Annotated in this window: 28 protein-coding genes and 1 tRNA gene; 4 read left to right on the forward strand and 25 right to left on the reverse strand. The window is 69.7% G+C overall.

Annotation, left to right across the window (positions count from 1 at the left end):
- Positions 1-71 precede the first annotated feature (71 nt).
- The 4 genes from LG391_RS05410 to accD all read right to left on the reverse strand — a co-directional run bounded on the left by LG391_RS05410 (position 72) and on the right by accD (position 3,528).
- The gene (locus LG391_RS05410; protein WP_225766960.1) at positions 72-941 is read right to left on the reverse strand and encodes a polyprenyl synthetase family protein; all 870 of its coding nucleotides are present in this window, start codon (positions 939-941) and stop codon (positions 72-74) included.
- A gap of 33 nt (positions 942-974) precedes the next feature.
- Complete coding sequence (locus LG391_RS05415; RefSeq protein ID WP_225766961.1) at positions 975-1,226, reverse strand: exodeoxyribonuclease VII small subunit; 252 nt, start codon at positions 1,224-1,226, stop codon at positions 975-977.
- 63 nt (positions 1,227-1,289) lie between these two features.
- Positions 1,290-2,594: a folylpolyglutamate synthase/dihydrofolate synthase family protein gene (locus LG391_RS05420; RefSeq protein WP_225766962.1), complete on the reverse strand. Its 1,305-nt coding sequence runs from the start codon at positions 2,592-2,594 to the stop codon at positions 1,290-1,292.
- Positions 2,584-3,528 carry an acetyl-CoA carboxylase, carboxyltransferase subunit beta gene (gene accD, locus LG391_RS05425; protein WP_225766963.1) on the reverse strand — a complete coding sequence of 315 codons (945 nt, stop codon included), beginning with the start codon at positions 3,526-3,528 and terminating at the stop codon, positions 2,584-2,586. Before accD ends, LG391_RS05420 begins: the two co-directional genes overlap by 11 nt.
- A gap of 110 nt (positions 3,529-3,638) precedes the next feature.
- Here accD and LG391_RS05430 point away from each other — a divergent pair, with 110 nt between their 5' ends.
- Positions 3,639-3,893 (forward strand): AbrB/MazE/SpoVT family DNA-binding domain-containing protein, encoded by a 255-nt coding sequence (locus LG391_RS05430; protein ID WP_225766964.1) that lies wholly within the window; start codon positions 3,639-3,641, stop codon positions 3,891-3,893.
- Positions 3,890-4,294: a type II toxin-antitoxin system VapC family toxin gene (locus tag LG391_RS05435; protein ID WP_225766965.1), complete on the forward strand. Its 405-nt coding sequence runs from the start codon at positions 3,890-3,892 to the stop codon at positions 4,292-4,294. Before LG391_RS05430 ends, LG391_RS05435 begins: the two co-directional genes overlap by 4 nt.
- 37 nt (positions 4,295-4,331) lie before the next feature.
- Here LG391_RS05435 and trpA read toward each other — a convergent pair whose 3' ends face one another.
- From trpA to LG391_RS05490, 11 genes are all read right to left on the reverse strand, one after another.
- Complete coding sequence (gene trpA, locus LG391_RS05440) at positions 4,332-5,153, reverse strand: tryptophan synthase subunit alpha (protein WP_225766966.1); 822 nt, start codon at positions 5,151-5,153, stop codon at positions 4,332-4,334.
- Positions 5,153-6,385, reverse strand: a complete 1,233-nt coding sequence (gene trpB, locus LG391_RS05445; protein WP_225766967.1) for a tryptophan synthase subunit beta — start codon at positions 6,383-6,385, stop codon at positions 5,153-5,155. Before trpB ends, trpA begins: the two co-directional genes overlap by 1 nt.
- A 143-nt stretch (positions 6,386-6,528) precedes the next feature.
- Entirely contained in the window at positions 6,529-7,188 is a 660-nt protein-coding gene (locus tag LG391_RS05450) for a phosphoribosylanthranilate isomerase (protein ID WP_225766968.1), read from the reverse strand.
- Entirely contained in the window at positions 7,185-7,937 is a 753-nt protein-coding gene (gene pyrF, locus LG391_RS05455) for an orotidine-5'-phosphate decarboxylase (RefSeq protein ID WP_225766969.1), read from the reverse strand. Before pyrF ends, LG391_RS05450 begins: the two co-directional genes overlap by 4 nt.
- A complete protein-coding gene (locus tag LG391_RS05460) occupies positions 7,934-9,055 on the reverse strand; it encodes an FAD-binding oxidoreductase (RefSeq protein ID WP_225766970.1) in 1,122 nt (373 codons plus the stop codon). The genes pyrF and LG391_RS05460 overlap by 4 nt, the downstream gene beginning before the upstream one ends.
- A gap of 121 nt (positions 9,056-9,176) precedes the next feature.
- Entirely contained in the window at positions 9,177-10,124 is a 948-nt protein-coding gene (locus LG391_RS05465; protein ID WP_225766971.1) for an ornithine cyclodeaminase family protein, read from the reverse strand.
- 10 nt (positions 10,125-10,134) lie between these two features.
- Positions 10,135-10,491, reverse strand: coding sequence for a lipopolysaccharide assembly protein LapA domain-containing protein (locus tag LG391_RS05470; RefSeq protein WP_225766972.1), 357 nt, complete (start codon positions 10,489-10,491; stop codon positions 10,135-10,137).
- Positions 10,492-10,526: 35 nt separating this feature from the next.
- Positions 10,527-10,811, reverse strand: a complete 285-nt coding sequence (locus tag LG391_RS05475) for an integration host factor subunit beta (RefSeq protein WP_225766973.1) — start codon at positions 10,809-10,811, stop codon at positions 10,527-10,529.
- 149 nt (positions 10,812-10,960) lie between these two features.
- Entirely contained in the window at positions 10,961-12,247 is a 1,287-nt protein-coding gene (locus LG391_RS05480) for an MFS transporter (RefSeq protein ID WP_304608395.1), read from the reverse strand.
- Between the two features lie 196 nt (positions 12,248-12,443).
- Complete coding sequence (gene rpsA / locus LG391_RS05485) at positions 12,444-14,168, reverse strand: 30S ribosomal protein S1 (protein ID WP_225766975.1); 1,725 nt, start codon at positions 14,166-14,168, stop codon at positions 12,444-12,446.
- 123 nt (positions 14,169-14,291) lie between these two features.
- The gene (locus LG391_RS05490) at positions 14,292-14,936 is read right to left on the reverse strand and encodes a d(CMP) kinase (RefSeq protein ID WP_225766976.1); all 645 of its coding nucleotides are present in this window, start codon (positions 14,934-14,936) and stop codon (positions 14,292-14,294) included.
- Positions 14,937-15,178: 242 nt separating this feature from the next.
- Here LG391_RS05490 and LG391_RS05495 point away from each other — a divergent pair, with 242 nt between their 5' ends.
- On the forward strand, positions 15,179-15,652 hold the full coding sequence (locus tag LG391_RS05495; protein WP_225766977.1) for a TIGR02300 family protein: 474 nt from the start codon (positions 15,179-15,181) through the stop codon (positions 15,650-15,652).
- A gap of 119 nt (positions 15,653-15,771) precedes the next feature.
- Positions 15,772-15,847: transfer RNA gene (locus LG391_RS05500), tRNA-Ala, on the forward strand.
- Here the strand turns inward: LG391_RS05500 and LG391_RS35005 are convergent.
- The 10 genes from LG391_RS35005 to LG391_RS05550 all read right to left on the reverse strand — a co-directional run bounded on the left by LG391_RS35005 (position 15,798) and on the right by LG391_RS05550 (position 22,078).
- Positions 15,798-16,148 (reverse strand): tyrosine-type recombinase/integrase, encoded by a 351-nt coding sequence (locus tag LG391_RS35005; protein WP_225767642.1) that lies wholly within the window; start codon positions 16,146-16,148, stop codon positions 15,798-15,800. The genes LG391_RS05500 and LG391_RS35005 overlap by 50 nt on opposite strands.
- Positions 16,036-16,953: a tyrosine-type recombinase/integrase gene (locus tag LG391_RS05510; RefSeq protein ID WP_225766978.1), complete on the reverse strand. Its 918-nt coding sequence runs from the start codon at positions 16,951-16,953 to the stop codon at positions 16,036-16,038. The genes LG391_RS35005 and LG391_RS05510 overlap by 113 nt, the downstream gene beginning before the upstream one ends.
- On the reverse strand, positions 16,953-17,300 hold the full coding sequence (locus LG391_RS35010; RefSeq protein ID WP_225766979.1) for a helix-turn-helix domain-containing protein: 348 nt from the start codon (positions 17,298-17,300) through the stop codon (positions 16,953-16,955). The genes LG391_RS05510 and LG391_RS35010 overlap by 1 nt, the downstream gene beginning before the upstream one ends.
- Positions 17,300-17,557: a head-tail connector protein gene (locus tag LG391_RS05520; RefSeq protein WP_225766980.1), complete on the reverse strand. Its 258-nt coding sequence runs from the start codon at positions 17,555-17,557 to the stop codon at positions 17,300-17,302. The genes LG391_RS35010 and LG391_RS05520 overlap by 1 nt, the downstream gene beginning before the upstream one ends.
- Complete coding sequence (locus LG391_RS05525; protein ID WP_225766981.1) at positions 17,554-18,732, reverse strand: phage portal protein; 1,179 nt, start codon at positions 18,730-18,732, stop codon at positions 17,554-17,556. The genes LG391_RS05520 and LG391_RS05525 overlap by 4 nt, the downstream gene beginning before the upstream one ends.
- On the reverse strand, positions 18,729-19,256 hold the full coding sequence (locus LG391_RS05530) for an HK97 family phage prohead protease (protein WP_225766982.1): 528 nt from the start codon (positions 19,254-19,256) through the stop codon (positions 18,729-18,731). Before LG391_RS05530 ends, LG391_RS05525 begins: the two co-directional genes overlap by 4 nt.
- A complete protein-coding gene (locus tag LG391_RS05535; RefSeq protein ID WP_225766983.1) occupies positions 19,253-20,554 on the reverse strand; it encodes a phage major capsid protein in 1,302 nt (433 codons plus the stop codon). The genes LG391_RS05530 and LG391_RS05535 overlap by 4 nt, the downstream gene beginning before the upstream one ends.
- A 293-nt stretch (positions 20,555-20,847) precedes the next feature.
- Positions 20,848-21,381 carry a hypothetical protein gene (locus LG391_RS05540; protein WP_225766984.1) on the reverse strand — a complete coding sequence of 178 codons (534 nt, stop codon included), beginning with the start codon at positions 21,379-21,381 and terminating at the stop codon, positions 20,848-20,850.
- Between the two features lie 107 nt (positions 21,382-21,488).
- Positions 21,489-21,710, reverse strand: coding sequence for a hypothetical protein (locus LG391_RS05545; protein WP_225766985.1), 222 nt, complete (start codon positions 21,708-21,710; stop codon positions 21,489-21,491).
- Positions 21,707-22,078 carry a hypothetical protein gene (locus LG391_RS05550; RefSeq protein ID WP_225766986.1) on the reverse strand — a complete coding sequence of 124 codons (372 nt, stop codon included), beginning with the start codon at positions 22,076-22,078 and terminating at the stop codon, positions 21,707-21,709. The genes LG391_RS05545 and LG391_RS05550 overlap by 4 nt, the downstream gene beginning before the upstream one ends.
- Positions 22,079-22,197 lie beyond the last annotated feature (119 nt).

Raw genomic sequence — 22,197 nt, forward strand, 5'->3', positions numbered from 1 at the left:
CCCGGAGCAGTTATCCGAAATTCGAGGGAATCGTCAACGCAGCGAAGCGGGACGGCGGTCCTAAGTCCGGCTCAGGCCTTGCGCTCGACCACGAAGCGGGCGACGGCGCGCAGCGCCTCGGCCCGGTCGCCGAACACGTCGAGATGGCGGCAGGCCTGGTCGGCCAGCATCCGGGCCTGGGATTCGGCGCGCTCGAGGCCGAGGATCGAGACGAAGGTCGCCTTGCCCGCCGCCTGGTCCTTGCCCGGGGTCTTGCCGATCTCCTCGGCCCGGCCGCGGACGTCGAGCAGGTCGTCGGCGATCTGGAAGGCCAGGCCCATGTCGTGGGCATAGGCCTGCAGCGCGCCGCGCCGCGAATCCTCGACCTTGCCGAGGATCGCCCCGGCCTCGCAGGAGAACTCGAACAGCGCGCCGGTCTTCAGCCGCTGCAGCCGGGTGATGGAGCCGATCTCGGTCAGCGGCGTCTGCTCGGCCTGCATGTCCAGCGCCTGGCCGCCGACCATGCCGGCGGCGCCGGCCGCCCGGGCCAGGGCGGCGACGAGGGCGATGCGGACCTTCGGGTCGGCATGGGTCTCGCTGTCGGCCAGCACCTCGAAGGCCTGGGTCAGGAGCGCGTCGCCGGCCAGGATCGCGGTGGCCTCGTCATAGGCCTTGTGCGTGGTCGGCTTGCCGCGGCGCAGGTCGTCATTGTCCATCGCCGGCAGGTCGTCATGGACCAGCGAGTAGCAATGGATCATCTCCACCGCCGCGCCGACGCGCAGCGCGCAGCTCTCGGCGACGCCGAACAGCCGCGAGGACGACACCACCAGGAACGGGCGCAGCCGCTTGCCGCCGCCCAGCGAGGCGTAGCGCATGGCCTCGGCCAGCGGCGGCTCCCCGGCCTGGGGCTTGGGCAGCAGGCGGTCCAGGACGCGCTCGACCTGCGCGCCCGTCTCGGCCATGGCTCGGCTCAGATCAATCGACAAGACACGGCCTCAATCGAAAGTCGCGGGTTGGGCGGTGACGGTGCCGTCGGCGGCGCGCGAGACCATCTCGCCCCGCGCCTGCGCCTCGCGCAGCTTCGCCTCGCAAGGGGCGCGAAGCAAGGCACCACGTTCATAGGCCGATATGTTGTCGTCGAGCTTTCCCTGCCCCGCCTCGAGCTGTCGGACGATCGTCTCCAGCTCGGCGAGGGCGTCCTCGAAGCTCAGGCCTGCGATGTCGGCGGGGGTGGGGCGGGCGGCCATGGGCTGTCCGTTCTGCTTCGGGCGGCGACAATAGGCGCGGGGAAGGAAAGAGGCAACGGGGGCTCAGCCGTTGGCGGCGAGCACCCGGCCGGCGAGATACAGCGAGCCGCAGATCAGCCCCCGGCCGGGCGGGTCGCCGGGCCGGGCCGCGGCGGCGACGGCGGCTTCGACATCCTCGGCCACCGCGACATCGGCCAGGCCGGCGGCGCGGGCGTGGCCGGCGACGGCCTCGGCCGGCAGGCTGGCGTCCTCGCCGGGGATCCGCACGGTGCGGATCGACCGGACGAAGGGCGCCAGGGGTTGCAGGAACTCCCGCGGCTGCTTGCTTTCCAGCATGCCGCAGACCAGGTGCAGCGGCCGCGGGTCGAGCCCGCCGAGCCACTGCCCGAGCACCTCGCCGGCGCTGTCGTTGTGGCCGCCGTCGAGCCAAAGCTCCCAGCCCGGCGGCAGCGACGCGGGCAGCGGGCCGCGGGTCAGGCGCTGCAGCCGCGCCGGCCATTCGACCGCGGCGAGGCCGCGGCGCACCGCCTCCTCCGGGATGTCGAAACCGGCCAGCAGATCGCGCAGGCGGATCGCGGTGGCGGCGTTGGCGAACTGATGGTCGCCGGGCAGCGCTGGCCGCGGATAGTGCCGCTCGCCGCCGGCGGTGCGCAGGACGAAGCCGTCGGAGGCCGACTCGACCGACCAGTCGCGGCCGGCGAGGTGCAGCGGCGCCCCGGCCGATTCGATCTCGCGGGTCAGCACGGACACGGCCGCACGGCTCTGCTGCGGCGCCACCACCATCGGCACGCCGGGCTTGGCGATGGCCGCCTTCTCCGCCGCGATCGCCTCGATCGTGTCGCCCAGGAACTGCATGTGGTCCATGGAGATGCGGGTGACCGCGGTCGCGGCCGGGCGCGGCACCACATTGGTGCTGTCGTAGCGCCCGCCGAGTCCGACCTCGAGCAGCACCACATCGGCCGGCACCTCGGCGAAGGCCAGGAAGGCGGCGGCGGTGGTCGCCTCGAAGAAGGTCACCGGCTGGCCGGCATTGGCGGTCTCGACCCGCTCCAGCAGGTCGACCAGTGCGCCGCTCTCGATCAGCGATCCGGCCAGGCGGATGCGCTCGTGGAAGCGGACCAGATGCGGCGAGGTGTAGACATGGACGCGATAGCCCGCCTGCTCCAGGAAGGCGCGCAGGAAGGCGGTGGTCGACCCCTTGCCGTTGGTGCCGCCGACATGGACGACCGGCGGCAGGCGCAGCTGCGGGCCGCCCAGCGCCGCCAGCAGCCTTTCGGTGCGGCCCAGCGACAGGTCGATCCGCTTCGGATGCAGATGGGTCAGCCGGTCGAGCGCGGCCTCGACCTGCTGCGCACGGTCATCCGGCACGATAGGCGGGCTCGCCCTCGATCGCGGCCGCGGCCGCGATGTCGGCCGGGTCGACCACGATGTCGGCCGTGGCCGGATGCAGCCCGCCCGTCAGGTGGCCGAGGGTGCGGATCAGCGTCTCGCGCAGCTCCTTGCGCGTCACCACCACGTCGACCATGCCGTGGTCGAGCAGGTATTCGGCGCGCTGGAAGCCCTCCGGCAGGGTCTCGCGGATGGTCTCCTCGATCACCCGGGCGCCGGCGAAGCCGATCTGCGAGCCGCGCTCGGCGATATGGATGTCGCCGACCATGGCGAAGGAGGCGGTGACGCCGCCCGTGGTCGGGTCGGTCAGCACCACGATATAGGGCAGGCCGGCTTCCTTGACCTGCTCGACCGCGATGATCGAGCGCGGCATCTGCATCAGCGACAGGATGCCTTCCTGCATGCGGGCGCCGCCCGAGGCCGGCACCACGACCAGCGGCGCGTGCTGCATCACCGCCAGCTTCGCGGCGGCGACCAGCCCCTCGCCCACCGCCATGCCCATCGACCCGCCCATGAAGCCGAAGTCGAAGGCGGCGATCACAGCGTCGCGGCCGCCCATCTTGCCGTGGGCGACGACGATGGCGTCGCTGGCGCCGCTCTTGGCCTGCGCCTTCTTCAGCCGGTCGGTGTAGCGCTCGGTGTCGCGGAACTTGAGCGGGTCCACGGCCGGCTTCGGCAGCTCGATGGTCTCGTACTTGCCGTCGTCGAACAGCATGGCCAGCCGCTTGGTCGGCGACAGGCGCATGTGGTGGCCGCAATGCTGGCAGACATGGAGGTTGGCCTCCAGGTCGCGGTGGAACAGCATCGCCTCGCAATTCGGGCACTTCGTCCACAGATTGTCCGGCGTCTCCGGCCGGGACGAGGAGACGAGGGCCCGGATCTTCGGGCGGATGTAGTTGGTCAGCCAGTTCATGGCGCGGTTGTCCGCCTTTCGGACCGGAAGGTCAAGATGAGGGCAGCAGCTTGAGGGTAAGGAGACAGTGCCTTATATGTAAGGCTGTCAAGCCTTACAGATTGCCCGCCATGATGACGCTCCTGACCGTCACGACAAAAGGCCAAGTGACCTTGCGCAAGGAGTTGCTGCAGCATCTCGGTGTGGCACCCGGGGACAAGATCACTGTCGACCTGCTTCCCGACGGCCGTGCCGAGATTCGGTCGGCAAAGGCATCCGGCACCATCGAAGACTTCTTCGGATGCCTCGCTGGACCAGGAACACCAAGGCTGTCGATCGAGGAGATCAACGAAGCCACCGCCGCGGCATGGGCCGGTGAGACGTGAAGATCATCGCCGACACCAATCTGCTGATCCGAGTCGCAACACGCGACGATCCGGCGCAGGCGGCGCTGGCGGAGGCATCGCTTCGCGAAGCTCATAGCGTTGCCGTCACGACCGTGACGCTTTGCGAATTCGCTTGGGTCCTCACACGCACCTACAAGAAGCCGTCAAGCGACGTCAGCCGGGCAATACGCCAGCTACTGACGATATCGAGCGTGACAGTCGACAGGCCGGCCGTCGATGCCGGCCTGGCCATTCTGGAAACCGGCGGTGACTTCGCCGACGGCGTTATCGCCTTCGAAGGACGTCGTCTGGGCGGTGAGGTGTTCGTGACCTTCGACCGCAAGGCGGCCGCGACGATCGACTCCACCGGCACGACGGCGTTGCTTTTATCCGAAGCCTGAACGAGGACGGCCCGCCGAGTGCGCGGGCGTCCGGCATTCACCGCGCCCCGCGCACGCCCTCGGCCAGGCGGCGCACCAGCGCCAGCGGCAATTCGACCGTGGCCGCGGTCGGGCGGCCGTCGGCATGCAGCGAATGGCGGATCTCCTCGACGATGGCGGAGCCGACCACGGCGGCGTCGGCGATGCGGGCGATGGCGGCCGCCGCCTCCGGGGTGCGGATGCCGAAGCCCACCGCCACCGGCAGGTCGGTGTGGCGCCGCAGCCGGTCGACCGCCGGCTGCACCGCCGCCGCGTTGGCCGCGGCCGCGCCGGTGATGCCGGTGACCGAGACGTAGTAGATGAAGCCGGAGGTGTTCGCGAGCACCGCCGGCAGCCGGGCGTCGTCGGTGGTCGGCGTCGCCAGGCGGATGAAGTCGATCCCCGCCGCGAGCGCCGGCAGGCACAGCTCGGCATCCTCCTCCGGCGGCAGGTCGACCACGATCAGCCCGTCCACCCCGGCGGCCTTGGCGTCGGCCAGGAAGCGCTCGACCCCGTAGGAGTAGATCGGATTGTAGTAGCCCATCAGCACCACCGGCGTGGCCCGGTCGCCGGTACGGAAGCGGCGGACCAGGTCCAGCGTCTTCGCCAGCGTCATGCCGGCGGCCAGCGCCCGCAGCCCGGCCGCCTGGATCGCCGGGCCGTCGGCCATGGGATCGGTGAAGGGCATGCCGATCTCGATCAGGTCGGCGCCGGCCTCGGGCAGGCCTTCGAGAATCCTGAAGCTGGTCTCCGGGTCCGGATCGCCGGCGGTGACGAAGGCGACCAGGGCGGCCCGGTTCTGCGCCTTCAGCTCGGCGAAGCGCGCGGCGATGCGGGTCATCAGATCTGCACTCCGAGCGCGTCGGCGACGGTGAAGATGTCCTTGTCGCCGCGGCCGCTGAGGCACATGACGAGCAGGTTGTCCTGGGGCAGGTCGGGCGCGATCTTCATCACATGCGCCAGCGCATGCGCCGATTCGAGCGCCGGGATGATGCCCTCGAGCCGGGCGCAGAGCTGGAACGCCTCCAGCGCCTCCTTATCGGTCACCGAGACGTATTTCACCCGGCCGACATCGTGCAGCCAGGCGTGCTCCGGCCCGATGCCGGGATAGTCGAGACCGGCGGAGATCGAATGAGCCTCCTCGATCTGGCCGTCCTCGGTCTGCAGCAGATAGGTGCGGTTGCCGTGCAGCACGCCGGGCCGGCCGCCGGTCAGCGACGCCGCGTGCTTGCCGCTCTCGAGGCCGTGGCCCGCCGCCTCGACGCCATGGATCGCGACCTCGGGCATGTCGAGGAAGGGGTGGAACAGGCCGAGGGCGTTGGACCCGCCGCCGATCGCCGCCACCAGCGTGTCCGGCATGCGGCCTTCGGCCTGCATGATCTGCTCGCGCGTCTCGTTGCCGATCACCGACTGGAAGTCGCGCACCAGCAGCGGATAGGGGTGCGGGCCGGCGACCGTGCCGATGATGTAGAAGGTGTCCTCGACATTGGTGACCCAGTCGCGCAGGGCCTCGTTCATCGCGTCCTTCAGCGTGCGGCTGCCGGAGACGACGGGCACCACCTCAGCGCCCAGGAGCTTCATCCGGAACACGTTCGGCTTCTGCCGCTCGATGTCGACCTCGCCCATATAGATGGTGCAGGGCAGGCCGAACAGGGCGCAGACCGTGGCGGTGGCGACGCCGTGCTGGCCGGCGCCGGTCTCGGCGATGATCCGGGTCTTGCCCATGCGCCGGGCCAGCAGCACCTGGCCCATGCAGTTGTTGATCTTGTGCGCGCCGGTGTGGTTCAGCTCCTCGCGCTTGAAGTAGACGCGAGCGCCGCCGAGATGCTCGGTGATCCGCTCGGCGAAGTAGAGCGGGCTGGGCCGGCCGACGTAATGCGTCAGGTAATAGCGCAGCTCGCTGGCGAATTCGGCGTCCTTGCGGGCCGAGGCGTAGGCGCGCTCGACCTCCAGGATCAGCGGCATCAGCGTCTCGGCGACGAAGCGGCCGCCATAGAGGCCGAAGCGGCCGTTCTCGTCCGGGCCCGTGCGGAAGCTGTTCGGACGGGGCTGGAAGGGTGCGGTCTCGGTCAAGCGGGGCGGCTCCCGGCGCTGATCGTGGCGAAATGTGGGCGAAGAGCCGTGACCTTACCGGCGACCGCGGCGCGCGCCAAACATTTGTCGCGAATGCCCGGCGCGCACGCATTCCAGACCCGCACGGAGTGCAGAGCGGACGATCAGACCTTGGCGTCGGTGAGCGCGCGGACCGCAGCGAGGAAGCGCTCCACCCGCTCCGGCGTCTTGTGGCCGGGGCGCTCCTCGATGCTGGAGGCCACGTCGACCGTGGTGGCGCCGGTGCGGGCGACGGCCTCGGCGACATTGGCCTCGGTCAGGCCGCCGGCCAGCATCCAGGGCTTCGACCAGGTCCGGCCGGACAGGATCGACCAGTCGAAGGCCAAGCCGTTGCCGCCCGGCAGCGCGGTCACGCCCTGCGGCGGCTTGGCGTCGAACAGCAGGCGGTCGGCCGCCGCCTCATAGGCGGGCACCGCGGCCAGATCCTCGACGGTCGCGATCTTGATCGCCTTCATCACCGGCATCGCCCAGCGGCCGCGGATCTCCGCCACCCGCTCCGGCGTCTCGGAGCCGTGCAGCTGGATGACATCGAGCGGCACCCGGCCAAGCACGGCGCCGAGCTCGTCCTCCGTCGGGTCGACGAACAGGCCGACGCTGCGCAGCCCGGTGGGCACCATCCGGGCCAGCTCGGCGCCCAGATCCGGCGCCACCGAGCGCGGGCTGGGCGGGTAGAAGTTGAAGCCGACCCAGCGGGCCCCGTGCTTCGCCGCCGCCTCCAGCACCTCGGGCGTGCGGATGCCGCAGATCTTCGCTTCGATGGTCATGATACCGGAGATTTAGGGGCCGCGGCCTCGGCATCAAGCGCCAGGCCGAGCTGGCCGGCGATGTCGCGGGCCGCGGCCGCCGGATCCGGGGCGGCGGTGATCGGCCGGCCGATGACGAGATGGGTGGCCCCGGCCTCCATCGCCTCCTTCGGCGTCATCACCCGCTTCTGGTCGCCCGCATCCGACCCGGCCGGGCGGATGCCGGGCACCATCAGCACCGAGGACGGCTTGAGAACCCGGCGCAGCCGCGCAATCTCCCGCGGCGAGCAGACCACGCCGTCGAGGCCGCTCGATTCGGCCAGCCGGGCCAGGCGCTCGACCTGGGCCGAGACCTCCACCCCCTGCCCCACCGCCTCGAGGTCGGCGACGTCGAGGCTGGTCAGCACGGTGACGCCGAGCAGCTTCGGCCGGGGAACACCCAGCTTGTCCGCCTCGCTCCGCGCGGCCTCGGCGGCCGCCTGCATCATCGCCCGGCCGCCGGACGCATGGATGGTGATGTAGGTCGGGGACAGCGGCACCACCGAGCGGATGGCGCCGGCCACGGTGTTGGGGATGTCGTGCAGCTTGATGTCGAGGAACAGCGGCACGCCGGTGGGCCGGGCCGCCCGCACCCCGTCCGGCCCCTCCGCCATGAAGAATTCGAGACCGAGCTTGATGCCGCCGACAGCGCCCGCGACCAGGCCGGTCAGGCGCTTCGCCTCGTCCAGCGTCGGCGCGTCGATGGCGACGTAGACAGGGTTCGTGGTCATGCTCGATCTCCCTCCGCCGGCAGGTGGCCGGCCGCCCAGGACGTCAGCTCGTCGACGGCGCGCCGGCCGAGCACGCCGTCGGCCACCGCCCGGCCGATCAGCGCCCCGAACTTGAAGCCGTGCCCCGAGCAGGGGCTGACCAGCCAGGCCCGGCCGCGCCGCTCCAGCACGAAGCGGCTGTCCGCGGTGAAGATATAGCGGCAGGGGCGGGCTTCGAGAATGCGATAGTCGTCAAGGCTGCGCAGCACCGGGCGCCAGCGCTCGCGGAAGGCCTCCGCCTCCCCCGCAGCCACGGCGGGATCGGCCTCGGGGTCGGCCCGGCGCTTCCAGGCGCCGACACCGATCTTCAGCCGGGTGCCGCCGACCGGCGGGATCGCCCAATGGTCGTCCGGGAAGCCGCAATCGATGATGCCCGGCGCCGCGGCCCAGGCGGCGGCGTGCTCCGCCGGCGGGTCGAGATAGACCACCAGCTGACGGTAGGGGGTGAGCCGCCCGGCCAGGTCCGGGAACAGTCCGCCGACCCAGGCGCCGGCCGTGACCACGACCGATTCGGCGCGCAGCATCTCGCCAGAGGCCAGGGTGACGGTGCCGGCCCCGGCATCGACCGCCCGGACCGGCGCGTCCGGCCGCAGCGTCACGCCGGCGGCGCGGCACAGATCGACCAGGGTCGCGACGATGCGGTCGGCGAACAGCACGCCGCCCTCGGGCGTGAACAGGCCCCAGCGGATGCCGTCCGGGATCAGGAACGGGAAGCGGCGCGCCAGCTCGTCCGGCGGCAGCAGCTCATAGGCGGCGCCGAGCGCGTCGAGCGGGGCGCGGCAGCCATCGGCCCAGTCGCCCTCGGCCCGGCTGAAGGCGACCGAGCCGCAATTCTCGTAGTGGCATACCCCGGCGGCGTCCCAGACCTCGTCCCAGGCGGCATAGGCGTCCATCGCCATGCGGGTGTAGCCGGGCGAGCCGGGATAGAGGGCGCGGATCAGCCGATGATTGTCCCAGGACGCGGCCGAAGGATTGGGGATCGGCCCTCGCTCCAGCAGCGTGACGGCCTCTCCGGCCCGGGCCAGGTGCCAGGCGGCGGCCAGCCCCATCACCCCGGCGCCGACGACGATGCTGGTCATGCTGTGAGTCCTTCACGCCCTACGCTGTCATGCCCGGGCTCGACCCGGGCATCCAGAGACTGTCGACACCCTCTGGATTGCCGGGTCAAGCCCGGCAATGACAGAAAGCGGAAGGCCTGGGCTATGCCCCCTGCCCTTCCAGCGCCGCGACCGCCAGCCGGGCGGCGGCGAGGTCCTCGAGGGCGGTGCCGACCGATTTGAACAGGGTGATCTCGTCCGGCGCGCCGCGGCCCGGCGCGGTGCCGCGGGTCAGGTCGTGCAGGTCGGCCAGGATCGAATCCTCGCCGATCACCCCGGCCCGGATCGGCTGCAGCAGGTCGCCGGCCTCGGCCAGCGCGCCGGCGCGGGTATCGACGAAGAGGCGGGCGCGGCGCCCCGCCTCGTCGTCGCTCTCGCGCATCGCCGGCATATAGGCGCCGGCGAGGTCGAGATGGGCGCCGGGCTTCAGCCAGGCACCGTGCACGATCGGCGCCCGCGACTGCGTGGCGCAGGAGACGATGTCGGCCTCACGCACCGCAGCTTCGAGATCGGCAACGGCGCGGACCGGCAGCCCTTCCGCCGCCAGCCGCGCGGCGAGATCCATCGCCTGTTCCGGCCGTCGGGCCCAGACGGCGATGTCGGACAGCGGCCGCACGGCGGCATGGGCGCGGATGAAATGCGGGGCCAGGGCACCGGCGCCGACCATCACCATGCGCGAGGCGTCCGGCCGGGCCAGGTAGTCGGCGGCCAGGGCCGAGGCCGCGGCGGTGCGGCGGTTGGTCAGGGTCGGCCCGTCCATGATCGCCCGCGGCACGCCGGTGGCGCCGTCGAGCAGCAGGTAGGAACCGACGATGAAGGGCAGGTCCTTCGCCGGATTGCCCGGCATCAGCGACACCAGCTTGATGCCGATCGCCTGCTCCCGCTCCCAGGCCGGCATGATCAGCAAGGTGGCGTCGCCGGCCGCGGTCGGCACGGTGTGGTGGTGGCGCAGCGGCGCTTCGACCTCGCGGCGGAAAGCCTGGCGCAGCGCCTCGATCAGGGCGCGCGTGTCGATCGCCCGATCCAGGGCGGCGGCATCGATCGCTAGCATGATGATGTCTTCAGCGCTGGCCGGCGGCGGGCAGGGCCGGGCGCGCGGGCTCGCCGTTGCGGTTGGCGGTCGCCGGGACGCCGGGGCGCTGCCGCGCCTTCAGCCCTTCCAGATCCTTCTGGGTCGCGGCCAGGCGCGTCTCCAGCCGGCGCATGCGCAGGCCGGTGGCGAAGCGGCCGAACCACAGCACGAGGCCGCCGATCAGCACGCCGAGCAGCAGCGGCAGCAGCGCCACCAGATACACCGGCGCGTCGATCCGGAACGGCAGCGGCCAGAGGCCGAGCGTCACCAGCTCGCGGTTGCTGATCGCGAAGGACAGCAGCAGCAGGGCGAAGGGGATGGTGACGATCCAGGCGATGTACCGCACGGGCTATCCCTCGTGATGGCCGGGCCGCGGGCCCGTCAGTCTTCGGTGTTCAGCCGCTCGCGCAGCTGCTTGCCGGTCTTGAAGAACGGCACCAGCTTCTCCGACACGTCGACCGCCACGCCGGTGCGCGGGTTGCGCCCGGTGCGGGCGTCGCGGCGCTTCACCGAGAAGGCGCCGAAGCCGCGCAGCTCGACCCGCTGGCCTTCCGCCAGCGCCGCGGTGATCCGGTCGAAGATGGTGGTGACGATGCGCTCGACGTCACGCTGGTAGAGGTGCGGATTGCGCTCGGCAAGCCGCATGATCAGTTCGGACTTGGTCATGTCTCCCGAATCCCTGTCCGCCGCCTTTTTGTCGACACGGATAGCCGCATCGCCTCGCTTGAGTTGACGGCAAGCCGGGATGGTGCCAGCCCGGCCGGCCGAAATCAAGGACAAGTGCTTCTGGACAAAGGGATTTCCGCCCCGAGGGATCATTCCGCCGGGCGCATCTCCGGGGCCGTGCCGCGGCGGCCGCGGACCACCAGCAGGGTCGCGACCAGGCCGCACAGCGCGGCGAAGGACACCCACAGCCCGGGCATCGCCGAATTGCCGGTGGCGTGGATCAGCCAGGTGCAGACCGCGGGGGTGAAGCCGCCGAAGGTCGCGGTGGCCAGGCTGTAGGCCAGCGAGAAGCCGCTGGTGCGCACATCCTCCGGCATGATCTCGGTCAGGAACGGGATCATCGCGCCGTTGTAGCTGCCGTAGAGGAAGGACAGCCACAGCTCGACCTCCAGCAGCCGGCCGAAGGACGGGGCGTCGACCAGCCACAGCATCGCCGGATAGGCGGTGACCAGCATCAGCACGGTGCAGGCGACCAGGATCGGGGGGCGGCCGACGCGGTCGGACAGCGCGCCCGAGAGCGGCAGCCAGATCAGGTTGGTGATGCCGACGCACAGCGTCACCGCCAGGCTGTCGATGCCGGCCAGGTGCAGCGCCTGGTTGCCGAAGGTCGGGGTGTAGGCGGTGATCAGGTAGAAGCTGACCGTGGTCATCGTCACCAGCATCATGCCGAGCAGGACGATGGCCCAGTTGTCGGCCAGCGAGCGCAGGATCTGCGACACGGTCGGGCGGCGGTGCGCCCGCGCCTGGAAAGCCTCGGTCTCCTGCAGCGAGCGGCGCAGCAGGAAGATCAGCGGCACGATCAGGCAGCCGACCAGGAGCGGCACCCGCCAGCCCCACAGCGCGACCTCCTCCGGCGGCAGCAGCGCGCTGAGCAGCACGCCGAGCAGGGCGGCGACGATCACCGCCACCTGCTGGCTGCCCGACTGCCAGGAGGCGTAGAAGCCCTTGTTCCCCGGGGTCGCGATCTCGGTCAGGTAGACCGAGACGCCGCCGAGCTCAACCCCGGCCGAGAAGCCCTGCAGCAGCCGGCCGAGCAGGACCAGGACAGGCGCCAGCAGGCCCAGGGTCTCGTAGCCCGGCAGAAGGCCGATGGTCAGGGTGCCGACCGCCATCAGCGCCAGCGTCAGCAGCAGGCCGGCGCGCCGCCCGTGCCGGTCGATATAGGCGCCGAGCACCAGCGCGCCGAGCGGCCGCATCAGGAACCCCGCCCCGAAGGTGCCGAGCGACAGCATCAGCGAGGCGAACTCGCTGCCGGTCGGGAAGAAGACCTTGGCGATGTACGCGGCGTAGTAGCCATAGACCATGAAGTCGTACATCTCCAGGAAGTTGCCGCTGGAGACGCGGATGACGGCCATCGCCTTGGATGGGGAGGTCACGGCAGCGCTCATAGAAGGGCCTTTCTGAATCGGATCCGGCGCTTTCTCTTCCCCCCGCCCCGTCCCTCGGCCAGTGGAGGCCGGTTGTCAATGAGCAGATTGGGATGGGCGCACACACGCCCGATCCGCGAAAGCCCAAAGAAAAGGCCCGCCTCCCGGAGGAGGCGGGCCCGGCCGGGGCCGTGGGGCCGGCGGCTTACTTCTCTTCGGTGTTCTCGCGCGCCTTGCGCAGGGCGGCGCCGAGAATGTCGCCCAGCGAGGCGCCCGAGTCGGACGAGCCGTACTCGGCCATCGCCTGCTTCTCCTCCTCGACCTCCTTGGCCTTGATGGAGAGCGAGACCTTGCGGGCAGCGCGGTCGACCTGCATCACCTTGGCGTCGACCTTGTCGCCGACGGCGAAGCGGTCCGGGCGCTGCTCCGACCGGTCGCGCGACAGGTCGGACTTGCGGATGAAGCCGACGAGGCCGTCGCCGACCGAGACTTCGACACCGCCGTCGTTCACTTCCGTGACCGTGCCGGTGACGATCTCACCCTTGCGCAGGCCGCCGGTGGTGGCCGCCTTCTCGAAGGTGTCCTCGGTGAGCTGCTTCATGCCGAGGCTGATGCGCTCCTTCTCGACGTCGACGTCGAGGACCTTGACCTTGACCTGGTCGCCCTTCTTGAAGTCCTGGATCGCCTCTTCGCCCGGACGGTCCCAGGCGATGTCGGAGAGGTGGACCATGCCGTCGATCTCGCCCGGCAGGCCGACGAACAGACCGAACTCGGTGATGTTCTTGACCTCGCCCTCGAGCTCGGTGCCGGCCGGGTACTTCTCGGCGAACACCTCCCACGGGTTCGGCAGGCACTGCTTCAGCCCGAGGCTGATGCGGCGCTTCACCGGATCGACGTCGAGCACCATCACCTCGACCTCCTGGGAGGTGGAGACGATCTTGCCCGGATGGACGTTCTTCTTGGTCCAGCTCATCTCCGAGACATGGACCAGGCCTTCGATGCCCGGCTCCAGCTCGACGAAAGCGCCATAGTCGGTGATGTTGGTCACGCGGCCGCGGAAGCGGGCACCCGCCGGGTACTTGGCGACCACGCCCTCCCACGGATCGGCCTCGAGCTGCTTCATGCCGAGGCTGATGCGCTGGGTCTCCGGGTTGAAGCGGACGACCTGGACCTTGACGGCCTGGCCGATCTGCAGCGCCTCGGACGGGTGGTTGATGCGGCGCCACGCGATGTCGGTGACGTGCAGCAGGCCGTCGACGCCGCCGAGATCGACGAAGGCGCCGTAGTCGGTGATGTTCTTGACCACGCCCTCGAGGACCTGGCCTTCCTTGAGGTTCGCGACCAGCTCGGAGCGGGCCTCGGCGCGGCTCTCCTCGAGCACGGCGCGGCGCGATACCACGATGTTGCCGCGCGAGCGGTCCATCTTGAGGATCTGGAACGGCTGCGGCGTGCCCATCAGCGGGCTGATGTCGCGCACCGGCCGGATGTCAACCTGGCTGCCCGGCAGGAAGGCGACGGCGCCGTTCAGGTCGACCGTGAAGCCGCCCTTGACCTTGCCGAAGATCACGCCGGTGACGCGCAGCTGATCGGTGAACGACTTCTCGAGCGCGGTCCAGGCCTCTTCACGCTTGGCCTTCTCGCGGGACAGGACGGCCTCGCCGTTCTTGTCCTCCATACGCTCGATGAACACCTCGACGGTGTCGCCCTCGGCCAGCGTGGCCGGCTGGCCGGGGACGGCGAATTCCTTGAGCGCCACGCGCCCCTCGGACTTCAGCCCCACATCGATCAGCACCATGTCGTTGTCGATCGAGATCACCCGACCCTTGACGACGGTACCCTCGAAGCTCTCGGACTGGCCGAGCGATTCCTCGAGAAGGGCGGCGAAGCTTTCCTTCTCGGTCGATTTGACGGCGGCGGAACTAGTAGCCATGAAAACTCCCGTTAGAGACAAACCGGTCGCCGCGCCGGCGGGTCGTCCCGCCTGGGAGAGCGCGATGGCCGGGTCGGGCCCGATGCCCGAATCTCCATCATGTGTTCGACGACGGCCCGAAAGTCAGACAGCGTCGCGCGGGGGGCCGATCCGGCGGGACACATAAGCCAGAGCCTGATCGAACACCTGGTCCGCCGTCAGCTGGCTCGTATCCAACAGAAAAGCGTCGCTCGCCGGGACCAAGGGGGCCACGGCGCGGCGACGGTCGCGCTCGTCTCTCTGTCTCAGGTCGTCGAGAACCTCGTCGTATATAGACTGGTGGCCGCGCTCCCGCAACTCCTTCCACCGGCGCGCGGCGCGGGTTTCGAGAGTGGCGGTGACGAAGATCTTGGCCGGGGCGTCCGGGCAGATCACCGTGCCGATGTCGCGGCCGTCGAGGACCGCCCCCGGCTGGCGCGCGGCGAAGCGGCGCTGGAAGTCGAGCAGGGCGGTGCGCACCCCGGGAATGGCGGAGACCCGGCTGGCCGCCTGGGCCGCGGCGTCGCCGCGCAGATCGGGGTCGCCGAGCGCCGCCGGATCGAGCGCCAGCACCGCGGCGAGGCCGGCGATCGGGTCGTCCGGGCTGCCGCCGGCGCGCAGCACGGCGACGCCCACGGCGCGGTACAGCAGGCCGGTGTCGAGATGGTCGAAGCCGTAGGCGGCGGCCAGGCGGCGGGCCAGCGTGCCCTTGCCCGAGGCAGCGGTGCCGTCGATGGCGATGACGGTCATGCCGCCGAATTCCGGGCACCCGATGTCGCCGGGCGCGAGATCACGAGATGCAAGGCGACCATCCCCATCACCGGCCCCGGGTTGCGCCCCGGGGCGAGAACTGCCGAACCGCGGGCTGATAGCATGGCCGGGACGACGGTGGAACGGCGACCGGCCAGATCGGCGACGTTTTGTTTTTGACAGGCGGCATTTCGCGTGGCAGATGGCGCCCTCTATCCCGACATGACCCGAGGAGGCTCGGCGTGGCGAAGCCTGAATGGGGCGCCAAGCGCATCTGCCACAATTGCGGGGCCCGCTACTACGATCTGCAGCGCGACCCGATCATCTGCCCGAAATGCGGCACCGAGTTCGACCCGGAGGCTTTCCTGAAGTCGCGCCGGTCGCGCTCGACCATCATCGACGAGCCGGTCGAGAAGGCCCGCGCCGTCAATGACGACGACAGCGACGCGCTGCTCGAGGAGGAGTCCGACGAGGAGAGCGGCGCCGAGGAAGCGGCCGAGGAGGTCGAGGTGATCGACGAGGGCGACCTCGACGAGACCCTGACCGAGGACGAGGAGGACGACGTCCCCGGCAAGGACAAGGCTCCGGCCGACGAATTCGATGCCGAGGAGGATCTCGGCGAGGACGAGGACGTCCTGATCGAGGACGCCGACGACCTCGGCGAGGAGGATGTCGACGTCGAAATCGAGGACGACGGCGAGGAGCGGAACCGCTGATCGCGGGCTCTGCAAAAAACCTGCAAAAAACCTCTTGCATAGGCGGGGCGGTTGAATAATATCCGCCCCCGCCGACGCCCCCCGGAAAACACGCCGGACGGTGCGTCGCCCAGAGTTTCGGGGCCATAGCTCAGCTGGGAGAGCGCTACAATGGCATTGTAGAGGTCAGGAGTTCGATCCTCCTTGGCTCCACCAAAGAAACCGGGGGCTCCAGTCCCCCGGACTTGACCCGGGTAGCACGCAACTCGCACGCACCGGGGTTGATAGAAGGACCGAGGCCGAGGGCGCCAACCACGGGGCCAAGGTCCGCGAAGTAAGCATCGATAGCCCGGACACACCCCACCAGGTGGTCCGGGCTTATCTTTGCGTACCGTTCTGTCGTCTTATACCCGCTCGAATGACCGAGGAAGCCGGCGATCTCCCAGACTGGAGCACCGCGGCGCCGCATCTCGGTCGCCATGGTGTGGCGAACGGTATAGGCCGTGATGTCCAGCATCGCGTCCCCGGCGGCCTTGGCGCGCTTCAGCGCCGCAATGGCAGCCTCTCGCTCCCCTGCCCTCCACAGCGGCCAGCACGGCCGGCGCAGCCTCCACACGCAACAGCGTGCGAGCCCGGCGGCCCATGCGCTCGAAGGCCGAGCGGATTGACTGCAGGGGCTGGCCGTTCCATTGGACCAGCAGGCCAGCCCCGGCCTCCTCGATCATCGGGACGATCGTCTCCGCCATCGGGATCGACGGCCGGCGCTTCTTGTTCTGCTTCCGGCCGCGCGGGTTCAGATGGATCGTCCGATCGGCGACGCTGCACTGCCAGGTCGTCAGCTCAAGGATCGCCGCCGGCCGCGCGGCGGTCGCGAAGGCGAGCATCAGATACCGGCGAACGTGCAGCGGCTCCAGTGCCGCGGCCCGGAGCAGATGGCGCGCCTCCTCAATCGTCATCACCCGCTCGCGCGCCTCCGACTCCTCGGTCAGCTGAATGAACGGGGCGGCGGTGATCTCGCCTTCCTTCACTGCCCAGGACAGTGCGGCCTTGCCGGCGGCGAGCGTCCGGCGGATGTAGCTCGGGGACAGCTTCTCGGCCCGCATGGCGCCGATGAACTCGCGGATGCGGGCCGGCGTCACCTCGGAGACCAGAGCCGGGCCGAAGAAGTCGGACCAGCGGAGGAGCGCGTACCGGTACGCCTCGCCGCTCGGCAGCTTCTTCGCGTGCTGGCTGTACCACCGGAGCATCACCGTCGCCAACGGCACCGCTTCGGGCCGCTGATGCCGCATCTCGGCGTTCTCCTGCACCCAGCCGGCGAGCATCAGCTTCGCCCGCTCAAGATCATCCGTGCCGAGAGATGCGCGGCATGTCTGTCGAGCCCGTTCGTCGAACCAGGTCCGGCACCAGGCGCGGCTGTTGGGCCTCCGAGAGAGCCAGTATTCTCCGATCTGGAAGCGCTGGTCCTGTCCCTTCCGCCGCACGGCTCGATGCTCCGATCTTCGATGTAGCGGGCCAGATGCCCCTCGGTGTAGCGGACCCTGCCGCCGATCATGGTAAAGCCGATCCTGTTCCGGCGCCGCTCCCGTCGCAACGTGTCCACCGACACCCCAAGGGCATCAGCGGCCTCGCGCTCCTTCAGCAGCCGGGGAAGGCGGATCGGCTCTGCCATCACGCCAGCCCCAACAGCCGGTGCGGGTTCAGCAGCAGCCGGATGTGCGTCATCGCCGGGTCCAGCTCGCCGTCGAACAGCGCGGACACATAGAGCGTCGCCGCGGTCTTCACCGGCTCCGGCGCCCCGTCCGCGAAATCCTGGTCGGTGTAGTCCCGGACGAACTGCTCGGCGGCGTCGATCAGCCGCTGGATCATCTCGTCCTGATAGCTGCCGTCCACCCGCAGGTACTCTTTCGTTTCGGCCAGCGTGATCATGCCGCGGCCCTCCCGCGCGGGTTCCAGCCTTCGATCTCCCGGATTTCGTCGGGTTCGAGGATGCCGGCGTCGACGGCGATCTTGTGTGCCGCCCACCGCGCAGCGTCGTCGCCCCGCATGAACTCCGACAGGTCGAGCGAGATGCTGTAGCCCTGCCCCAGCACCGCCCGCCGGAACCCGGCCTCCAGCTTCTTGACCCAGGGCAACAGGGTGAACTGCGCGAACCAGCGGCCGGCCGCCTGGCTGTTGGTGAAGGTGTTGTGCGAATAGTCCTGGATGATCGGCGGCGGGACGTTGAAGATCCGCGCGATCTCCTCGGTCGAGAACTTCCGGCTGGCCAGCAGCTCGGCGTCCTCCGGAGACATGATCTGGAACTGGCTCCAGCTCGTTTCCTGGTCGAGCACCAGCGCCCGGGCCGCACGGGAAGGGCCGGCGAAGGCTGCCTCGAACTGCTCGCGCAGACGCTTCAGCGCGTCGCCGTTGGCCTTGCCCTTGACCATCAGGGCCCCGGACGGCGCCGCCTTATTCTCGTAGGTCGCCGCCGCATACTCGTGCGCCGCCAGCGCGGTCGAGAACGTCGCCCGCGCCCGGCTCAGCCGGGACCGTCCGATCAGCCCGTCGTCGCTGCGGTCGCGGATGTGGACCACCTCGCTGTCGAGCAGTCGGCGCATGCGGCCGGTCCCGCCGAACGGCCCCTGATAGGCCACCACGTCGTAGACCAGCCGGCCGTTCTGGAGCATCTGCACCGACACATTGCCCCAGGGGATCGGCACCAGCTGCGCGACGGCGCCGCGGCCATCGGTGACGATCTCGGCCAGGGCGTTGCCGTGCAGCAGAGCCTGCGCCGCCGTCCACTCGATGAAGTCCGGCCAATCCTGCCATGCATTCGGACCGGCGGCGATCAGGCGTGCCAGGGGATGCGTCGGCGCCTCGATGCGGTCGGCGCCCTCCTGGCGGTAGACGATTGCCGGCAGGCTCGACAGCGCCGTCGAGATGGCTCCGACCGCGCCCAGGACAGCGGACAGGTTCTCTGCCGTGTGCGCCGAGACATAGCGCCCGCCCGAGCCGAAGTTGCCCAGGTAGGGCGCCAGCGCCTCGGCATTGGTCGGCGGCGGCGGATCGGCGCGCGTCTCGCGGCCCAGGACGGCCGCAGCGATCCGGGTGAGCATCGTCATCGCGCGCCCTCCAGGAAGGTCCGCAGCGCGTCCAGGCGAGGCGTAGACGGCCTCGCGGCCCTCGCCTGCACCTCGGTGCCCTGATAGGCCGGCCAGGCGCTCACCACGCTGATCTCGTGCAGCTCCACCGCCCGCAGCTCGCGCCGGTTCTTCTCCGGCCAGGCGGCGTCGGTGGCGACGAAGCCGAACGACATGCCGCCGAGGTCGCCGCGCTCGGCCAACGTGAGCACGTCGCGGCCGGCCTGCGTGTCCGGCAGGGTCAGCTCGAAGGCGAGGCCCCGCGCGTCCTCCGACAGCCGCAGGGTGCCGCTGCGCGTCCGCGCCAGGACCTTGGACGGGTCGTGATCGGCGAGGGCCAGGATGTCCCGACCCGCCACCAGCGAGGCCCGGAAGGCGCCGGGCCGGATCGTCTCGACGATCGAGCCCAGCTTCGCCTCCGTGCCGAAGGTCGCGGCATAGCCGACCAGCTTCCGCCCGTCCGAGCGGAACTCGATGGCCCGCCGCCTCTCCAGCGTCGCGCTCACGGCGTGGTCAGGTCCTGGATCGCGGCGAACGACTCGGGGTGCCGAACCGCCACGTCCATCGTCAGCATGCCGCGAACCTGCACGTTGCCCTTGCTGTAGGCAGTGCTCTCATACGGGTTGACCAACAGGTCGAACTCGGACCAGTAGCCGAGCAGCAGGTCAGCCCAGTTGCCGAAGATCAGGGCCGAGCAGACATCCGCCGAGGTGCCCTTGTCGAGGTTCGACGGGACGAGGTTGGTGCTGGCCAGCGGATAGCCGGCGAGGCTGTTGGGCGCCTCCATGACCATCACCGAGTCGGTGCTCGACACCTTCGGCGTCTTGCGGGCCGATTTCACCACCTTCGGGTTGGTCAGGAAGGCCGTCGCCGAGGCATTGGCCACCTCGATCTGGGCGATGAGGTCGATGACCGCGCTCCAGGTGATCGGGCCGCCGTTGGTGCCGATCGCCACGTTGCCGATGCCGGAGGTCGCCAGGATGCCGGTTGGCTCGTTGGTGCCGCCGCCAAGGATCGCCACGCGGTCCACCGCCTCGGCCAGGATGGCGGCGAAGTCGGCGCGGATCAGCTGCTCGATGTCCGGCGACGACTGCATCAGCATGTTCCGCGAAAACTCGGTGATCGCGCCGGCGTGCTTCGGCAGGAGGCCGACGCTCGCGAACTGCTGATCGCTCGGCGTCAGGGCCGAGTTCTCGGCCACCCAGCCGGCCGTGGCGCTGGCCTTCAGCTTCGGGATATCGACGTTGCCGGTCAGGCCCGACAGGACGGTCGCGCCGAGCTGGCGGACCCGCAGGGCGGCGCGCAGCCGGTCGATGTAGAGGTCGCCCCGGTGATCGGTCGCGATCAGGTTGGACCCAGGGCCGCCGGCCGGCGCCGTCGTGGTGATGACCCGCTGTTCCATCGGCTGGTGGAAAACCGACAGCGGCACCGCCATGCCCTGGAAGGACCGGCCGGCGCGGCGTGCCAGCTCGGCCGACAGCTCGCGCTCACGGCCGGCATCAACGCCGAGGTTCGGCACCTGGGAGGCGATGGCGCGGGTCAGGCTGAAGCCGCGCAGCTCGGCGTCGAGCCGGTCGTCGCCGGTGCCGCCGATCGGCTGGCCGGCGGCGCGACGGTCGTGCTCGTCCGTCATCTCCTGCACGCGGATCAGCCGCTCGGTCGAGCGATAGTCGGTCTCCAGCTGCTCGGCCTGCCGGGTCTCGTCCTCGGTCAGGTCGCCGCCGCGCGCGAGGGCCGCGTCGCGGATCTCCTTCAGCTTGGTGGTGGTGCCTTCCAACTTGGCTCGCAGCTCTCGAAGGGTCATGAAGATGCTCCATCTAAGGGACTGGCCGTCGTCCGACGCTCAATCCGGGTTGCGCCATCAGCGCGGGATAGGAGCCCCCGCCAGTGCCAGACGCGGCGGCGGGGGCGTCGGGTCCGATGGTCGCCCGTCGCGGCGCGGACCCGATTGGTGAATAGGTGCGGCCTTGCCCCGTTTCCCCCAATGAGCATCCCGAAGCCCAAGACCAAAGCTTCGAGCCCTCTCGCCCAGGGGACGGGGCTTGGGACGCCCGGCTGGACCGCGCAGCCGCCAGGAACCGGACGAGAGGGGATTCATCAGCGCGGCAACCCGAGTTTGGCCCGCACCTGAAAGACGAGATCGGTGAGGTCCAGAAGAAGGACGGCGCCACCTTTGGTGAAGAAACTCAACGCATTCGTCTTCGAGTGGATGTTGACGACTTCTGCCCTGAGCTCCAGGGCGGTTCGGGAAATCTGAAGCACTGTCATGCCATCATTGAACAGATGGCCGGGCCGCCGGGTGATGACCGGACGGTGAAACGAAGGTTCACCTTCCCACCCGGCATCTCCTTCCCCGAGATCCGTGAACTTCGCCGCGAACCATCCGGCTTTGCTTGGCGAAATCCCGAATGCGACAAGCTCGGCCGCGATTGCGATTTGCAGCACCCGCCGCAGCGTCAGCTTGTGGGCGTATCCGGCCTCCATGGCCTTGCGGTCCTCGTCGGCGAGGATCAGGTGCCCACGCTGGAACCAGTTCCTCACAGCGCCCGGTTCGACGCCCGCCACCGCAGCGGCTTGCGAGATCGTGAACCGCGGGTCGCTCAGAAGGGTTTCGGTCTCGCTGACGCTCATTCGCACCTCCATCAGATGATGAAGGTATACCTTAATCGGTTGATGCAGGAAAGAACAAAAGCGGCCGAGTTGCCCCGGCCGCCCTCCTCGCTGCTCCCCGGAGCTGCTCAGCTCATGGTCTGACGCGACAGATCAAACAGCCGCTTCCAGTGCTCCATCAAGGCGTCCACCCGCATCTCGGCGCAATTCACCACCTGTCCGATGGCGCCTCGGTCGCTGTCGTCGGCGGCGACCATAGCCTCGGTCATCATCGCTAGAGCATGGACCAGCTCTCTGGTGGCGAGCAGGTCGCCCTCCAGCGCCGAAACGGCGTCGTGCAACGGGCTCATCGCCGCCCCTCCGCCTGCAGCACCGCTGCCGATCCGGCTACAAGAAATCGTGCCTCGGTCGCGTTTAGCATCTCGACGATGGCCTCAAACGAACCGATGGTCCGACGCAACGCGTCGTGGAAATCATCGAAATGCCCTCCGTCGATCTCCCTTGCAGCATCGATCAACTGCGTCTTCGTCCGGAACATCATCGCCCCGGCTAGGGTGAGAATTGGCGCATGAGTACGGAGAAACTCCAGCCACTCCATCGCGCTGCGCGGCATGTCGGGCGTCTCCTCCTCCCGCCACGGCTCGAATTCCAGCGCCGCCGCCTCCTCGGCCGTGCAGATGTGATCGTCCTGATGCGTGGTATGAATGGTGTCAGCCATTGCCTTCACTCCATGCGTGAGGTTGGTGGTCAGGACCGGAGCGAGGGGTGCCACCCTTGTTCCGGCCCGACTTTTCTGTTATCAGATATTCATGGCCAAGACAATATCTGTTAACAGAA

Source organism: Inquilinus sp. Marseille-Q2685 (assembly GCF_916619195.1).
GTDB lineage: Bacteria > Pseudomonadota > Alphaproteobacteria > DSM-16000 > Inquilinaceae > Inquilinus.

Coding starts and splice junctions, on each gene's coding strand:
- LG391_RS05410 (WP_225766960.1), bottom strand. CDS start 941: ATGGCCGAGACGGGCGCGCAGGTCGAGCGCGTCCTGGACCGCCTGCTG.
- LG391_RS05415 (WP_225766961.1), bottom strand. CDS start 1,226: ATGGCCGCCCGCCCCACCCCCGCCGACATCGCAGGCCTGAGCTTCGAG.
- accD (WP_225766963.1), bottom strand. CDS start 3,528: ATGAACTGGCTGACCAACTACATCCGCCCGAAGATCCGGGCCCTCGTC.
- LG391_RS05430 (WP_225766964.1), top strand. CDS start 3,639: ATGATGACGCTCCTGACCGTCACGACAAAAGGCCAAGTGACCTTGCGC.
- trpA (WP_225766966.1), bottom strand. CDS start 5,153: ATGACCCGCATCGCCGCGCGCTTCGCCGAGCTGAAGGCGCAGAACCGG.
- LG391_RS05450 (WP_225766968.1), bottom strand. CDS start 7,188: ATGACCATCGAAGCGAAGATCTGCGGCATCCGCACGCCCGAGGTGCTG.
- pyrF (WP_225766969.1), bottom strand. CDS start 7,937: ATGACCACGAACCCTGTCTACGTCGCCATCGACGCGCCGACGCTGGAC.
- LG391_RS05460 (WP_225766970.1), bottom strand. CDS start 9,055: ATGACCAGCATCGTCGTCGGCGCCGGGGTGATGGGGCTGGCCGCCGCC.
- LG391_RS05465 (WP_225766971.1), bottom strand. CDS start 10,124: ATGCTAGCGATCGATGCCGCCGCCCTGGATCGGGCGATCGACACGCGC.
- LG391_RS05475 (WP_225766973.1), bottom strand. CDS start 10,811: ATGACCAAGTCCGAACTGATCATGCGGCTTGCCGAGCGCAATCCGCAC.
- rpsA (WP_225766975.1), bottom strand. CDS start 14,168: ATGGCTACTAGTTCCGCCGCCGTCAAATCGACCGAGAAGGAAAGCTTC.
- LG391_RS05490 (WP_225766976.1), bottom strand. CDS start 14,936: ATGACCGTCATCGCCATCGACGGCACCGCTGCCTCGGGCAAGGGCACG.
- LG391_RS35005 (WP_225767642.1), bottom strand. CDS start 16,148: ATGCTGGACATCACGGCCTATACCGTTCGCCACACCATGGCGACCGAG.
- LG391_RS05510 (WP_225766978.1), bottom strand. CDS start 16,953: ATGCTCGCCGGCTGGGTGCAGGAGAACGCCGAGATGCGGCATCAGCGG.
- LG391_RS35010 (WP_225766979.1), bottom strand. CDS start 17,300: ATGGCAGAGCCGATCCGCCTTCCCCGGCTGCTGAAGGAGCGCGAGGCC.
- LG391_RS05520 (WP_225766980.1), bottom strand. CDS start 17,557: ATGATCACGCTGGCCGAAACGAAAGAGTACCTGCGGGTGGACGGCAGC.
- LG391_RS05525 (WP_225766981.1), bottom strand. CDS start 18,732: ATGACGATGCTCACCCGGATCGCTGCGGCCGTCCTGGGCCGCGAGACG.
- LG391_RS05535 (WP_225766983.1), bottom strand. CDS start 20,554: ATGACCCTTCGAGAGCTGCGAGCCAAGTTGGAAGGCACCACCACCAAG.
- LG391_RS05540 (WP_225766984.1), bottom strand. CDS start 21,381: ATGAGCGTCAGCGAGACCGAAACCCTTCTGAGCGACCCGCGGTTCACG.
- LG391_RS05545 (WP_225766985.1), bottom strand. CDS start 21,710: ATGAGCCCGTTGCACGACGCCGTTTCGGCGCTGGAGGGCGACCTGCTC.
- LG391_RS05550 (WP_225766986.1), bottom strand. CDS start 22,078: ATGGCTGACACCATTCATACCACGCATCAGGACGATCACATCTGCACG.